Origin of the sequence: Bacillus cereus group sp. BfR-BA-01347 (genome assembly GCF_022663835.1) — a bacterium.
Lineage (GTDB): Bacteria > Bacillota > Bacilli > Bacillales > Bacillaceae_G > Bacillus_A > Bacillus_A thuringiensis_K.
In genome coordinates this window covers 1-15,715 of sequence record NZ_JAKUGG010000025.1, presented here as the reverse complement: position 1 = coordinate 15,715, position 15,715 = coordinate 1, and the positions used below count along the sequence as shown (strand labels likewise).

Below are 15,715 nucleotides of genomic sequence, written 5' to 3'. Positions count from 1 at the left end.
GATTAGTGATAAAAAAAGCAATCATTCCAGCCGCTGGTTACGGCACAAGGAGCCTTCCAATTACAAAGGTAATTCCAAAAGAAATGTTTCCAATAGGTAATAAACCTGCGATTCATTATATTGTGGAAGAGGCTGTAAAGTCAGGTATTGAACAAATATTAATTGTAATTTCTAGCAGAAAGGATTTAATAGTTGATTACTTTGATTATTCATTAGAATTGGAGGCTTTTTTAGAAAAAGAAAAAAAAGCCCACCTGTTAAAAGATCTTGCTATTCCAAATGTTCAAATCCATTATATAAGGCAGCCATACGCGAGGGGACTTGGTGAGGCAATAAGATTAGGTGAAACATTTATTGGTAATGAACCTTTTGCTGTACTCTTGCCAGATGATATTGTAGTTTCGGATAAAGAAACTGCTTTAAATCAGTTGATTAGTATTTATAAAGAGACAAAAAATAGTGTAATAGGCATTCATACGGTACTAGACGAGTGCATAGAGAAGTATGGTATTATCGAAGGGAATGTTGTAAAAGATAATTATATGGATATTACAAATATTATAGAAAAGCCAAAAGTAAATCCTCCATCTAATCTTGCAGTAATTGGTAGATATGTTTTCACGCCTGATATTTTTTCTTTATTAAAAAACATTCAACCTGGCGTTGGGGGGGAATATCAATTAACAGATGCGATTCATTCTTTAATTATGACTAAAAAAGTATATGGAAAAATGATTGAAGGGAAAAGATTTGATATCGGACAAGAAGATGAATATATGCAGCTTCTTAATCTTATATATGGACAAAGCAAAACAGGTAAAAATTAATTTCTGGAAAAGCATTCAAAAAACATACAATTGAAGTCAACAATCGATTCCGGAAGATTTGATGAAACATATGTATAAATTAAAGGTAATTAAATATATTTAGATCCTACCTTTGAATCAGAAGAGAATACAATTGATTTTCATTTAAACAAGAAAAGAAATCAGATGGCTGCAAAGTGCTTTTTCAAAAAGCCTTGCGGTCTTTTCATGTTTAAAAGCCCCGTGTTATCTCAGGAGAACAAAATTCAACCTAACCGATGTAATTTGCAAAAAGAATAAAGATATCCGTAGGCATCTCAATCAGACAAGTACAATATCTAAATAACATTAAGAAACAGAGCATTGTTTTATAAAGAAACGGTGTCTTATCAAAATTATTGCTGACCAAATAGATATGCATATCCATAATCGATAGAAAACGTTATTATACATATTTCCTTACGACAAAAAATGGATTGCGAACTCTCAGTCATCCAAGAGTCTGCTTCGTTAATACGTTAGAATTAAAGCTCTCAACTTTAGTCAAGGGAGTGTCTACCTGGATTGTTTCTTATTTTTAAAAATATTCAGGTACTGTTCTAAAAAATTTCGTGATGCAGAGTCTTAATCTTCACAAAAAAGCATCTCCACACAATGGATACCTTCAACTATCCCCCACCTTGATTAAACTACTTCACTGCGCCACCAAATAAAACTATTATGTATTTTTTCACATTCTATTGCAATAAGCATATATTATATAGGAGATATTCCTTTCTTTCGAAACTCAAAAGGCCCTTTTTGGGGCTTTTTTATTTTATGAAACTTCAATCAAGTATATAACTTAATTTTTAGTTAAATATTCTCAAAAGAATTATATGATTAATTGACGTTTACTTGTCTATTTAAACTAAATATAACAAATTTGGTTTCATGACGTGGAAATTTCATTTAAAAATGATAATAAGTATATGGATTCAACAATTTATCTTTTGCTTGATTTATATATTAATTGTTTTACATATTTTATATGTTTATATGTTTTAAGAGCATGGAATGTCTTGGTATATAAGGGATTATGACTCCTAATTATAACAAAAGTGGTTCTAAAGATAACAAACTTGGTTTTAACTATAACAAAAATGGTTTTAAAGGTAACAAATTTGGTTGCTTAACTCTAACAAAGATGGTTCTAAAGATAACAAACTTGGTTTTAACTATAACAAAAATGGTTTTAAAAATAACAAATTTGGTTGCTTAACTCTAACAAAGATGGTTCTAAAGATAACAAAAATGGTTTTAAAGGTAACAAATTTGGTTGCTTAACTCTAACAAAGATAGTTTTAAAGGTAACAAATTTGGTTGTTTAACTCTAACAGAGATGGTTTTAAAGATAACAAATTTGGTTGCTTAACTCTAGCAAAAATATTTCTAAAGATAATAGTTTTAACTATAACAAAAATGGTTCTGAAAATAACAAATTTGATTTTAAGCATAACAAAACTGTTCTAAAGATAACAAATTTGGTTATACAATTTATAAATGTAAATATTTCCAAAAAAATATTACTATTCAAATGACTTTCGGAATACTTTTATATAGAACAAAGGGCTTTTTAACTGTAATAGTGAGAGTGTAATTTTCTGAATAAACAAAAATAAATTGTGGCAAAGTGAATATATTTGTTATAGTTAGTAGAACAGTAGAGGTAAGAAAGAAGGGACGTATGTAGGTATGTCTGATAGTAAAGATTTGCAGATTAAAGAAAATAATATTGTTTCAAAATCAAATACTTTAATTGAAGCAAATTCACGTTTAAATTTAGTAGAACAAAAAATATTACTTTGTTTGGCTAGTAATATTGAACCTAATGATTGGGATTTTAAAACCTACACATTCTCGATTAAACATTTTCATGATCTACTTGATTTAAATGGATCTACTAAATATTCGGAGTTAAGTAAAATTACTAAAGAATTATTATCAAAAGTAATTGAAATTCGTATTGGAGAAGAGCTGATACAGGTATCTTGGCTGTCTTCAGCAATTTACAACAGAAATAAAGGAACAATTGATATGCGTTTCGATCCATTATTAAAGCCATTTCTATTAGAATTAAGCAACAAGTTTACAAGCTATAGATTAGCTAATGTTATTAAATTGAAAAGTACATACGCTATACGTATTTATGAACTACTAAAACAATATGAAGATTTAAAGGAACGTACAATTAGTCTTGAAAATTTAAGGTATTACTTAGATGCGATGGATATATACCCTAACTATGCAAATTTTAAGCAACGTGTGTTAAAACCTTCTCAAAAAGAATTGAATCAAAAAACAGATATTTCTTTTGAATTTGAAGAAATTAAATTAGGCAGGAAAGTACAAAAAATCAAATTTATTATCTATAGCCAAAAAAAGAAAGATAACAATTTAATTCATTTTGAAAAGAATTTAGATAAATTTCAACAGCCCAATACATTTGAACAAAAAATTAAAAGATTTGAAGAACGCTGTAAAGAAAAAGTATTTCCTAAAGTGTTAAAAAAATGGGAAGCTCATAAAGAAATTGTATTAGAAATAATTGAGGATATAAGATTTCGTTCAGATATTAGCTCTCCAATAGGTTATGTAGAATTCACTCTAAATTCCCGATTAAAACAATTGTCTGATAAAGAAATAACAAACAAAAGTAGTCAAAATGAGAAGGTTTCTCATAACGATACAGTATTAGAGATTGATAACATTATGAATTTAGTTATCAGTAAGTATTCAACAGCTACAGGTGCTGTAGCTACATTTTTAGTTAAAGACACAGCAATTGAGAAATTAGTAAGAGTAGTTACATTAGAAGAAGCTGAAGCCATTTGGATAGAACATGAAACGTTTGTTATGGATAAAATTTATGAATACATTAAAAAGAATATAAGAAGGAAAAGATACTAGATTTAAAATAAAGTTGGATCATGTTGTTTACCTGAATTTGTATAAATATGTAGGAACTGTCCACTTAATAAGATCATACTCATGCTAAATTTCCTTCCCGTTGTATGACTGCATCCACCTACACCTGAATAAACAGTTATAAATACATTAGGAAGTTAAATTTTTATATGAATATGCACTTTTTAAGAATAAAGAGCAGTATGGAACAGTGCATTCGTTAACAATGATTTTTGAATATGAGTTAAAAGAAGGGGAAATACCCTGTCTTTCAGATAACCCAGATGAAAATTAAACCTATGTTAAATGGATACTTTTAAACGAATTGCACAACATCGTTCTATATTCTAATCTTTGTAACGAAATTCAAACATACATAAATAACAAACGAAATGTTGAACTTATGGAGGAGTAACGATTAGCTGAATATTAATAAAGTTTTTAGCAAAAAATCAAAGATCCTGATTATCAATTAAAAAGAGCGTTTATGTTATAGTTTCCAATCTTAGAAAAGATAGGATTGGAACTGTTAAAAATTCTAAAAAACATTATTTTTTACCTAGGAAAGAATTGTAAATAGTGAATATAATTTGGATTTTCTTGAAAGAGAAATGGATATTTCGATGCGTGAAAGCAACAGGAAGGAATGAGAAAAATGCATTCATTATTTAAAAACTAACATCAAAAATACCTACACAGGGAGGTGCAGGTATCCAATAAGGGTGTTTCGATATGTAATTCATATTTTATCAAGGTCCATTGGAAATGACAAGTTAAAAGACAGAAAATTCTGTGTAATAAGTTGAGAAACAAAAAACGGACTTTCAACTCCACTCGATATAATATACCTAAAAATATCAATTTGTTACAATATTACTTATGTCTTAAATAACTCTAATAGCCTACTATCATTCAAGTTGATAGTAGGCTATTGCATTTTAGATGATAAAATTAAACGATTTTATTATTGTTAAACAATAGCTACTTCTTTAGGAATTATATAAACGGAGTTTTATTCTGATGAAAATGAATTGTTGATATTGATGTTGAATTATGCGTGTAACATTTCTTATATTCGCTCTGCCTTATGGTAGGGCTTATTCATTTAGGAGAAAAAGTTGTGATTGTATTTACATAATTGAAATAGAATTTACATTTTTAGCGAAATAAAATTAAAACCTGATTTGGCCCAGTACGCTTCATTACTCTATATCCATTAGCTGCTGATTTCTAAGATGAACTCATCTGCAGACATAGCTACTCTAACTTTATCTTCTTCTAAGGTGACAAAGTAATCGATAACTATGCTATTTCCATCGAATGTTTCGAATATCTCGGCAACATCAGCTTATAAGTGGCGCCGTCAATATACATTTCACCATTACTTGCCAGCCACTTGGCTCCTAAACCTCTAAATATATTCGTTGTGCCATTTGCTACAGTTTGACTTCCTTCAGCGTGTGAGCAATCTCTATTTTCAGTCGTACCACATCCTTCAGCGAATGAACAATTCCCATTCTCTACAGGGCTTCCTTCAAAGGAGCATTCTCCAATACTGCCAGCTACATCACAAACTAGTGGTGGGGCAGGTGGTCCGGTCGATCTGGTATTGCCGGTAGACCTATTGACGTCAGTCGGTCCTGATGGAAAAGTAAAAGGGGGAATCGGTGGGAGAGTGGTCAAATTAACCTTGGATCTAATGCAGCTCCATGTAAGCTTTCATGCGAATTAAATGGACTTTCATTTTACATAATCTACCTCTAATATTTCAATCCTTTACTAATCAATTTGAATTATGAATGGAATATGAAAATACAAGGTTAATAAAGCTTCTAGTATTTTTGTAGTAAGTAGTTCGAACAGTGAAGTTTAAGAGGGGGTGATTCCTGATAAAAAAGAGGACATTAAATGCTCTCAAGAAAATAATTATGTACTAAATAAAATAGAAATGTTGCAATGTATGAAATAGAAATTGTTTGAAATAACATTCCTAAATCAAATAGCACTTCTGATGGGGCTGGGATTAGTAGAAGGAACTGGTGTGAAATGGCCAAAATTAAAAAACATTATTATTTGCTAAAATCGAAAACATTAAAACAAAAAACAAATTTTAAATAGCTTCAATAACTGCTTATTAGATTGTTGTATGAAAAGTTATTGCCTCTCTGAAGATAAAATTAAAGTTTTTTATTATCTCTATACAGAAATCTTATTATTTAGATGGATACAGACATCCAAAACTCACGTTAATAAAATTTTAACAGCGCTAAAAATATTTTTTGAGGGTGAGAGAAATTCTCATGACTAATAAATGTAGGATAAAAAGCATAGAATCGATTATATGGAAGGGAAGTAACATCATTGCATTAATATGAACGGATATAAAGCAGTGAAAAAAGAACCTAAATTCTTGACAGATAGAAAATAAGTTCTTTCTTTGTTAAAGAAGTTGTATCTAGCAGTGTATAGGAGCATCATATAATATATATATTTATTAGTAAGAGGTGTTTAAATTCCGAAATATGTATCTTAGTAAAAATAAAAAAGGACAGTTAAAAACTGTCCTTTTTTCTATCTTTTAAAGATAGTTACCGAACAGGTAATTTAGGGTTTTGGGGTGTAAGATGATCATCATCTCATTGTTAATGTATGTAAGTAATGCAAAATGGCTTGTACAAATGTTGAAATTAGTAATTTTTATTTTAAATAAATTAGCTAATTGGGAAATTGATAAAGAAAGAACATCTAATCGATTAATTTCTTTCATAATTTATAGTGCAAATAAGTTTTTTAGGAAAAAGGGGTTATGTTAAATGTCTTTTGAACGTAGATGTGAATGTGATGAATGTAATAGAAATTGAAGAAAAAGAGGCTGTGAGGAAGTAAGTGAATTAGGGAATTTTAAAGGACGAAGAAGATTAAATGATTTACGGGAAGGCGATAAAATTAGAGTTTTTTCAGGTGGAGATCAGATTGATGAAATACGAGTCTTTATTCGCATAGAGAATAGATTTCTTATTTGGGTGGCTACTGCGAATCTTAATATGATAAGATTAGATGTTATTAGTATTAGACGAGTAGTTTAATAAATATTAGGAAAAGATAAGAGGGAGAAGACTCTTATCTTATCTTGTTTTTAGGGATTATTATATTATGTATGTTAAATGAATTGTTTAAATACTTAAAAAGAAGGGATTTATATAAGATAAATCCCTGCAATAAAATAATAGAAAGGTAGAATACATTATATGTGCAGATTCTCAATTAGGTTTGTACATTTTTAATAAATTTATTTGTTTTATGTAAAAGGTGCCAAGAAATACTTTGTAGTTTTATTTCTTGGCGTGGGTATTTATTTGGGTCATTTGGATGCTGACCTTACCATAGTATATGTCCGATATATGGAATGGTTTGTTATTTATGTTCAGTTAAGTAAAATTTAAAAAAGAAAAACACCTATTTTTTAATAGGTGTTTTTCTTGCAAATTGGCTTATAAATTAAGGGAAAGATTTTTCCTTTAATTAAAATTAATTAATCTTCTCCATTATCATGTTTATGTTCGTCACATTCTTTACAATGTCTGCGACGTTTACAACAGAAACGATCACAATCAGGTGAATTTATAGAGATTACGTTAATTTTGTTAATTGCAATACGTGCTAATCCTGGAAAACAATCGAAGTCAGATAAAATAATTACGTTGTTTCCTTGAAAACCTTGGAATGTTGCACTTGTAGGTGGTTGACAATCATATTGAAGAACAATACAAGTACCAGGAGTTAATGTTCTTAAGAATTGTAATAACTCTGGATTATTATTCACCTGTCTATTGTTTTCGTCTTTTCGGTGATGATCTCTATGATGATCTCTCCGATCATCACATCTATTGAAATCATAACCTCCCCCAAAACCAAAACCCATCAAAATTACCCCCTTTCGTTCGTTAGTACATCTTATGCTCGTCTAGAAAGGATGGTGTGAGTATAGGAGTCTAGTTAAGTGTGGATTTTTTATGTAAATATGAAATGGTGTAATAAAATTTTTTTTGGTTCTGGTGTAAAAAATCTATAAAACTTGGACATACGGATATTATTACTCTAAAAAGGTGTGTGCTCGGTATGAAATAAATTGAAGCTAATGATTGTAATATCTTATCTTGGCTAATAGAAGAAGTGTAGCATAAATTCGAGTAGAGATTTCATTTCACACAACAAAGCAGCCAGCTTAAATGGCTAACTACTTGTTGTACAAAAGAAAATTAGGCCCTACAAGTTAGGTTGTATAACTTTAAAGTTACAGTTATAGTATAAACCGTATTGGAAATGTTATTCGGAAGGAAATATAATCATGATAATTTCATTTTGTAGAGATTATTTACGCATAAAAAAAGCGCTTATATAGCGCGCTTAAAGTGAACTTTCAGATCATGCCTGCCCATAGGTGATCTAGATGCATGTGTAGCATACAGTAGCATATGTAAATTTGAATTGAATTGTGTGCGAATTAATTAACGATACAGGGGTAGAGAAAAGTGTTTATGAACAGTGGGAAAGAGTATAAATTTAACATACATCCTAAATAATTAAGTTGGTTCGTATCAATGATGTAATGATCAAGCCTACTAATATTTCTTAACTAGAATTTATATCAACTCATACATCACCAATCAAATTTAATTTTATATCTTGTTCGTATAAAAAAGTGTCCATAACAGAATCTTATTCCTTGTTATGTTAAAACTACACAATTAACGTATTAAAAACCTTTTTAGGCATAACAAGAATTGATGATCATACAATGATATAGAAAGGTCTATCCGACATATAGATTACCTCTGGCACTCTGAAAAGACACCTAATTAAGGTGTCTTTTTACTTTTTATCTTTCGTATATATTAAAGTATAGGATGAGCTTAAACGCTCCTATTCCATTTATTCAGTTAAAAATCTAATCGTATTAAGAGCATCTATTACCCTGGATGTTCTCTTTTTATTGAACAAAATCGTTTTTTAAGTGAATAAAAAAGAGCACACATATAAGTGTGCATCTAGACTAAAAGGGTTGAACGTATGGAGTGGAGTGCCCCATACAATAATATATGCCTGTCTGATTTAAAGGTGACAAGTTGTTTATAAAAACGCTATTTGGTATGAAAATGTAAGAGCACTCCGGAGAGTGCCCTTCTGTAACGACTATTCACTCTAAAAAGAGAGGATAGAATATATCATATGTAGTTATGTTTGTTTAATTGTGTGTCTTTTGTAAAAAAACATTTTATACATCAAAAAAAGCGCTTATATAGCGCTTTTTGAAAAGTAGGTTTCAGATCACACTCCCACATGTGACCTAAATACATGTGCACAAGTAGTATATGTGAATTTGAATTGAATTGTGCAAATAAATTAACAAGACAGGAGTGGATTGAAATAAGCCTTGTTTAAATATATGGGAACTAATTAAAAAACAAGCTAGTTCGTATCAATGATTAAGCCGACTAATAATTTTTTCATCAGAATTTATATCAACGTATACATCACCAATAAAAATTTAATATCTTTTCATATAAAAAAGTGTCCATAACAGGTTTTTAATCTTTGTTTTAGGTAGTTTTCTTTTGTGGTCCTGTCAATTTTTATGACCTACTGCAGCTGCTATTATATGAGGTGATAGTCCCTTGTAGTCGTATAAGTACTGTACATAAAAATGTCTAAAGAAGAGGGGAGTAATTCGTATGTTCTCCGTAAAGGATAACTTTGTATCCTTAATGATTTTAGAAATATATTGTGATAAGTAATTTTCTCTATAAGTAGTATGATTCTTTGTTTGAAATATAGTCTTTCCATTTGTATTTCCAATGTTCACAGGTAATCGTCTCCGGATTTGAAACGCAACAATACGATTAAAAATTTCCTTATTAATAGAAACAATTCGTTTATTATCACTCTTTGTATGGGCCACCTCGGCCACACGTACCCCTGTAGTAGTAAGGACTGACAATAATCCAATATGACTCACCAAGAAATATAAAGATTTCAGAAGAGGGGGGTTTTTGGTATTTAGATGTAAGACAATCACTTATTGAATTGCCTATGGATATGCAAATGGAGTGGGTTGGGAGCCTCTTACTATACTTAATTGAAGGGAAATTAGTGACACGTTTTAATAATAGCGTCTATTTAGATAGCAGCAGTGTGACAATACCAGTTAAGATTTTCAGTAAAGAATATCAAGTGCTTGATAAAATAGTCGAAGAAACAAACAGCACTATTGAGGAATTTATTGTGACCGTTATTCGTGATAAAATCATTAACTATCAAAATACACAATAAACGTATTTAAAAGCTATTTTTAAGCATAACGAGAATCGATAATCATACAATGATACAGAAAGGCTTTTCACATGGTATCTATCTCTTATACCTGAAAAGACACCTAATTAAGGTGTCTTTTTATTTTTCACCTTTCAAGGAGAACAAGCATATATTAGAGTATAGGACGAGCTTGACCGCTTTTCCTCCATTCTAAGTTTTGGTTAGAACTCCTTATACATTAAGAGCATCTATTGTCCTGGATGCTCTCTTTTTATTGAATAAAATGTGCGTTTAATGTTCTGTAGACGGGGACATAGAGTTAGTAATAACAATTGAAATTGATAAAATTCTTTAAAATAGCATTATTTCACATCACTCATTTTTTCATGAATTTTCTAAAATTTTTAATGATAATACTTAAGATATGACGAATATAGTTGAGGTTCGATTGGAGTTTTAACAAAACATCCGAATTTGATTAATTAGTACAGCTATCAGTCAAATAACAAATGCTTGTACTAGTTTAGTAATGATAAATACGATTGGGGAAAATGTATTAAATTAAGATTCTACATAGAAATAACACGTATACATTCACATCGAAATAGGTTGTCTCATAATATGTTAAGACTGTTCTATTAAGATATTATAAGGGCGTGAGCATATGAAAGACGTAAATGTGAAAATTGATCTTCTAAAATCCGAACAAAAAGAGATCATACGTGATATTCGTAATTTAGAAACTCGAATAATAATTAACGAAAAAGACATTTCTACAATTAATAAGCAATTAGAAAAAATAAGCATAAATACCTCTTGGATTTTACGGATAATTATCAGTACGATAATTATGGCCGTTTTAGGTTTGATACTAAGAGGGATAATATAAAATTCCCAAAAGTACTTTTTGAAGAGAGACAAGTGTCTCTCTATTTATTGTGAGGAGACGCATATTGGAAAAAGATAAAACAATAATTTGAATCATATTTCTCAAAAGTAAATAAGTAACCCCAACTATAGAAACTACATAGTCCTTATAAATACCACTATTCATGAGTTTATTTAGCAATTTTTTTACCTGTCGTTCCATCTTTAAGTTCCATACCCATAAAAAAATCTATATTCACCATTATCCTTCTTAATTCAAGAGTAATTATCTTTCATACTTCGTAGACATAACAGTCTATATTATATGAAAAGTCATTATCCCAACTAATAAGCAATACTATTAAGAAGAAAATATAATGGAGGTGAAGTCATGGGGGTTGTTAATGCTACAGGTGCAGATATTGCACTTTTAGCAAGATTACTGAGAGCAGAAGCTGAATGGACTCAGGGTATGTTGCTAGTCGGAAATGTAGGAATTAACCGAGTAAGAGCCATTGTTCCGATTTTAAAAATCTTCGTACCATTAGACAAATGATTTTCCAAGAACATGCATTTGAAGCTGTTACACCCATGATTATTTCTATCAAAGAGCAAGAGAAAGTGAAAAACGCTTAGCTTGTCGAGTAATCAATGGAGAAAGGTATTGGCCTGGAAAATTTAGTTTATGGTATTTTAGGCCACCAGGTGATTGTCCTCAACAATGGTATAATCAACCTTTTGTCGGACGTTATAAAAACATTGTTTTTTCAACCAACAGCCGCAACCTGTGAACAGGTTTATAACACATTTTAAAAAATGATAAAAACAATCTGTACAAAAGTATATAGTAGCAAATATGTTGGTTTACGCTAACTGTAATTCATCATCCACTTACCATTGGATATCGCCTTGCGCACGCTTGAGTAAGGTGAATTCTTTCGGGAAATACGGTTAGAAATAATTTAAAGAAATCTAGATAAAACAAAAAAAACACAGATAAATTTCTATCCATGAATATATATTATAACGGCTCTAGATTATGCCATAGTTATGTAGGAGAATCGATGCCTAGGGCTAAAAGATTAAATGAAATGATTATGATGGTTAATCAAATGAAAAAATTTACTGTGGAAGGATTAGCACATGAATTGGTTGTTTCAAAACGAAGCATTTTCAATTAGGTTTGCACATTTAGAAAGTTAAATATATATAGGTAACTTTATGGATTGGTGGTATAGGATCTTCTAATCCTTAATTATATAGTATAAAAAACTTGGTAATTAACTTGTACACTTTTAATAAGTTTATTTGTTTTATGTAAAAGGTGCCAAGAAATACTTTGTAGTTTTATTTCTTGGCGTGGGTATTTATTTGGGTCATTTGGATGCCGACCTTACTATAGTATATGTCCGATATATGGAATGGTTTGTTATTTACGTTCAGTTCAGTAAATTTAGGAAAGAAAAAACACCTATTTTTGTAATAGGTGTTTTTTCTGCAAATTGGCTTATAAAATTAAAGGAAAGGTATTTCTATTCATTCATTTTTAATAATCATCTCTATGATCATGCTCATCATGTTCTTTACAATGCTTACGCTTGCAACAGAAACGATTACAATCAGGTGAATTTATAGAGATTACATTAATTTTATTAATTGCAATACGTGCCAATCCTGGGAAACAATCGAAGTCAGATAAAATGATTACGTTGTTTCCTTGAAAACCTTGGAATGTTGCACTTGTAGGTGGTTGGCAATCATATTGAAGAACAATACAAGTACCAGGAGTTAATGTTCTTAAGAATTGTAATAACTCTGGACTATTATTCACCTGTCTATTGTTTTCGTCTTTTCGGTGATGATCTCTATGATGATCTCTCCGATCATCACATCTATTAAAATCACAACCTCCACCAAAACCAAAACCCATAAAATTACCCCCTTTCGTTCGTTAGTACATCTTATGCTCGTCTAGAAAAGATGGTGTGAGTATAGGAGTCTAGTTAAGTGTGGATTTTTTATGTAAATATGAAAATTGTTTAATAATAACATCATTTTTTTCTTAATCTACTTAATATGTTCCAGTTTGATTTGTGGTGTTCGATGAATAAGTATTTCTTTTACCATGGTCACATCTTTTGTTTGTTTATAGAATTAACATCCGAAGGTTTTACGGAGCATATGGGTACCGATGGATTTGTTTCTTTTTCGAGAAGTGCACAACTAGATACTTTTTAGTGCTGGCGATCCCAAATATCGTAAAGAAATTTATATGAAAAGACAATGTCTTTTTTATTATTATAAAACATATATAATGATGAATGGTCGCGTGTCAAAACATATTTTTTATGAGTTTCATAAGTGAGGGGGGGATAGTGATGGATAGTCCATTGGTTGGTAAGGGAATATGGAACAAAGTTGACAAAGGGGAAATATTAAATGATCAAGATGATTCACGCAAAATAAGAAAAAATAAGAAAAGTGAAGAAGTAAAACCAAAGAAAGAAACGAAAGCAATACAAGCAGAGAAAGAAAGTAAAAAACCAGAGTCAAAAAAAGAAACGAAAGCAATACAAGCAGAGAAAGAAAGTAAAAAACCAGAGTCAGAAAAAGAAGCGAAAGCGAATGGATTAGAGGGAGTAGAGGTGAAAATTGAATCAGAAAAAGAAAATAAAACAAATGAATTAGAGAAAAAAAGTGAAGAAACAGATTCAAAGAAAAAAAGTATAGATTCAGGATCGAAAATAGAGACTTCAGTACGTTCAATAGAAGTGAAAACTCCATTTTCTATTATTTCGGATGTTACTAGTTTTATAAAATCTCCTAATATTAGTGTGAAAAATCAAGAAGCATTTGTATTTCGTAATGAAAAAGATGCAACAGGTCGTGAACTGGATTCTAAGTTATTAACTACAATGCAACATTATCATGGAGAAATTAATTGTAATTTAGTTTCTTCAACCCTTCATGAGAAGAGAGTACTTTTAGAACTTTTTAATCAAAAAGTAAAAGGAGATATGGAAGAGAGTTGGCTAGGTACATCTTCGTGGATTCCTATCCACGGCATAATATTAGAGAAGGAAGTTGAAGCTGATGTAAATAATTATATAAAGGTGAAACTACCAATAGAAATAGGGAGGTATAAAGGTGAAATTAGTTTAATAGAAAAGGTGGTTTTTAAAGAAAAAGTTATAGGAATAAAAGAGGTATCACAGGAAATTATTTTGACAAAAAAAGAATTCTTATTGCCAAAAATAATAAAAAAAGGACATAATCCATCTATAATTGAAAAAGGAAGCTTACGTGTAGAAGGCTATATATTTCAATGTATAGAACTTATATCAGAACAAAGTAAATCTCATGATAAACACTACCAGTTAATGCAAAATATCGTATTGGAGTTGACTATCCAATTATTGCAAGAACAGGAAGTTCGTGTGCAGATTACATAAATGATCATATTTCCATCAATCAGCTGAATTTTTTTCAAGAGTATGTAATAGAAAAAAACAAAAAAAGTGCAAGCAAGTTTGCAAATAAGCTAACTAACATGTATTAGAAGTAGAGGTGAAATAATTATATATTAGAGTGTTAGTACACAACATACAAAAGAATTGAGATCAGTATCAGAGTGAAGTCATATCTTTTAAAACGAACGATATACTATACTTTTCAAAAGAATCTGCTTTATAGAGGGTATTCACATTCATTGGTTTATTATATTTATTATTAACTATATATATATTGAGGTTATACATAATTGCATTATTTAAGTAGTATGTACTCTCATAATAGTGCCTTTTCCTAATTCTCGAATCCGCCGCCACAACATCTACATCTGATAATAATTAATAAGCTGAAGAGAATGATCAGTAAAGAAAAGTCGCTACTAAAACCACCGCAAGAACCACCGTAACTCATAATTTTTCCCCCTTTAATTAGAAGACCTAACAATCGGATAGGTTGTTGTTTTAATGGTTTTATAGTACTGTATGTTTTATGGAATGAATGGGCAAGTCTGTTTAGAAATAAAGAAAAAACACTCATATAAGAGTGTCTTTTCAGATAGTTTTTTAGCAGAAACAAGCAGCTCCAACTATGATTAATAAAATAAATAATACAACTAATAAAGCAAAGCCACCAGCAAATCCGCCACCATAACTACCACCGTAACTCATAATTTTTCCTCCTTTTGGTAAGAGAATAAAACAGGGGTTCACTCATGTGTCTTAACGGGTTCATTTTACCTTATGTTTTTATAAAGTAATTGAGCAGGTCCCTTTAAAAAAGAATAGACATCTTAAGGTGTCATCCGCAATTTGAATTACTGTATTTGCTAATTAGAAGGAGGAGGAATTTGAGATGCTGCAAAACATGTGCTGTTACTTCAACTATATCCCCCAGCATGTTAAGATATCAACTGTTTCTACAATACACTTATAGTATTGAACTACCCCCACTTTCACTTCGTTTAGAAGTGGAGGATTCCTAAGTAAAGAGTTCTATCGAACTCTAATTGATTAGGCTATCTCCGCAGTCCTTGCGGTTAGAAGCCTTATTGCTTCATTCTTTAGATTGATACTTGCGTTAATATCCCTATCATGGTGTGTACGACAAGAAGGACAGTCCCATCCACGTAGGTTTAGGTTTTTAACGTCTTTATTTTGATACCTACAACAAGAACATAATTGGCTGGAAGCAAATGTTTTCGATACGACAATGACTTGTTTGCCATACCATTTTGCTTTGTATTCTAACATGGATCGAAATTGCGACCATGATAC

Annotated in this window: 11 protein-coding genes and 5 pseudogenes; 7 read left to right on the top strand and 9 right to left on the bottom strand. The window is 30.4% G+C overall.

Annotated features, from left to right (window positions below; genetic code table 11):
* Nucleotides 1-5: 5 nt before the first annotated feature.
* The gene (locus MR143_RS26570; protein WP_242281087.1) at nt 6-827 is read left to right on the top strand and encodes a UTP--glucose-1-phosphate uridylyltransferase; all 822 of its coding nucleotides are present in this window, start codon (nt 6-8) and stop codon (nt 825-827) included.
* A 1,713-nt stretch (nt 828-2,540) separates the two neighbouring features.
* Nucleotides 2,541-3,755, top strand: a complete 1,215-nt coding sequence (locus MR143_RS26565; RefSeq protein ID WP_242281086.1) for a replication initiation protein — start codon at nt 2,541-2,543, stop codon at nt 3,753-3,755.
* Nucleotides 3,756-4,968: 1,213 nt separating this feature from the next.
* On the opposite strand, the gene MR143_RS33555 is transcribed toward MR143_RS26565, so the two are convergent.
* Together MR143_RS33555 and MR143_RS33550 are read right to left on the bottom strand one after the other, a co-directional pair.
* On the bottom strand, nt 4,969-5,052 hold the full coding sequence (locus MR143_RS33555) for a hypothetical protein (protein WP_242281109.1): 84 nt from the start codon (nt 5,050-5,052) through the stop codon (nt 4,969-4,971).
* Nucleotides 5,053-5,054: 2 nt separating this feature from the next.
* On the bottom strand, nt 5,055-5,435 hold the full coding sequence (locus MR143_RS33550) for a hypothetical protein (protein ID WP_242281110.1): 381 nt from the start codon (nt 5,433-5,435) through the stop codon (nt 5,055-5,057).
* A 1,130-nt stretch (nt 5,436-6,565) separates the two neighbouring features.
* Here MR143_RS33550 and MR143_RS26545 point away from each other — a divergent pair.
* Nucleotides 6,566-6,838, top strand: a pseudogene (locus MR143_RS26545) (hypothetical protein).
* Nucleotides 6,839-7,284: 446 nt separating this feature from the next.
* On the opposite strand, the gene MR143_RS26540 reads toward MR143_RS26545, so the two are convergent.
* Both MR143_RS26540 and MR143_RS26535 read right to left on the bottom strand, forming a co-directional pair.
* Nucleotides 7,285-7,674, bottom strand: coding sequence for a hypothetical protein (locus MR143_RS26540; protein WP_000505646.1), 390 nt, complete (start codon nt 7,672-7,674; stop codon nt 7,285-7,287).
* Nucleotides 7,675-9,311: 1,637 nt separating this feature from the next.
* Nucleotides 9,312-9,753, bottom strand: a pseudogene (locus MR143_RS26535) (site-specific integrase); the annotation flags it as partial.
* Between MR143_RS26535 and MR143_RS26530 the strand changes: the two are divergent.
* The 3 genes and pseudogenes from MR143_RS26530 to MR143_RS26520 all read left to right on the top strand — a co-directional run.
* A pseudogene (locus MR143_RS26530) lies at nt 9,750-10,082 on the top strand (DNA-binding protein); the annotation flags it as partial. The pseudogenes MR143_RS26535 and MR143_RS26530 sit on opposite strands and share 4 nt — an antisense overlap.
* 646 nt (nt 10,083-10,728) lie before the next feature.
* Nucleotides 10,729-10,953, top strand: a complete 225-nt coding sequence (locus tag MR143_RS26525; protein WP_000655911.1) for a hypothetical protein — start codon at nt 10,729-10,731, stop codon at nt 10,951-10,953.
* Between the two features lie 369 nt (nt 10,954-11,322).
* A pseudogene (locus tag MR143_RS26520) lies at nt 11,323-11,744 on the top strand (cell wall hydrolase).
* A gap of 733 nt (nt 11,745-12,477) precedes the next feature.
* Here the strand turns inward: MR143_RS26520 and MR143_RS26515 are convergent.
* Nucleotides 12,478-12,861 carry a hypothetical protein gene (locus tag MR143_RS26515; RefSeq protein WP_242281085.1) on the bottom strand — a complete coding sequence of 128 codons (384 nt, stop codon included), beginning with the start codon at nt 12,859-12,861 and terminating at the stop codon, nt 12,478-12,480.
* A gap of 137 nt (nt 12,862-12,998) precedes the next feature.
* Nucleotides 12,999-13,130: pseudogene (locus MR143_RS33545) on the bottom strand (tyrosine-type recombinase/integrase); the annotation flags it as partial.
* Nucleotides 13,131-13,309: 179 nt separating this feature from the next.
* Here MR143_RS33545 and MR143_RS26510 point away from each other — a divergent pair.
* On the top strand, nt 13,310-14,383 hold the full coding sequence (locus MR143_RS26510) for a BC_2427 family protein (RefSeq protein WP_242281084.1): 1,074 nt from the start codon (nt 13,310-13,312) through the stop codon (nt 14,381-14,383).
* Between the two features lie 352 nt (nt 14,384-14,735).
* On the opposite strand, the gene yjcZ is transcribed toward MR143_RS26510, so the two are convergent.
* From yjcZ to MR143_RS26495, 3 genes are all read right to left on the bottom strand, one after another.
* Nucleotides 14,736-14,852 (bottom strand): sporulation protein YjcZ, encoded by a 117-nt coding sequence (gene yjcZ, locus MR143_RS26505; protein WP_088350044.1) that lies wholly within the window; start codon nt 14,850-14,852, stop codon nt 14,736-14,738.
* Nucleotides 14,853-15,004: 152 nt separating this feature from the next.
* Nucleotides 15,005-15,109: a YjcZ family sporulation protein gene (locus tag MR143_RS26500; RefSeq protein WP_000120184.1), complete on the bottom strand. Its 105-nt coding sequence runs from the start codon at nt 15,107-15,109 to the stop codon at nt 15,005-15,007.
* Between the two features lie 342 nt (nt 15,110-15,451).
* Nucleotides 15,452-15,715, bottom strand: a 264-nt coding sequence (locus MR143_RS26495) for a transposase (protein WP_242281083.1), incomplete at its 5' end; no start/stop codon positions are given.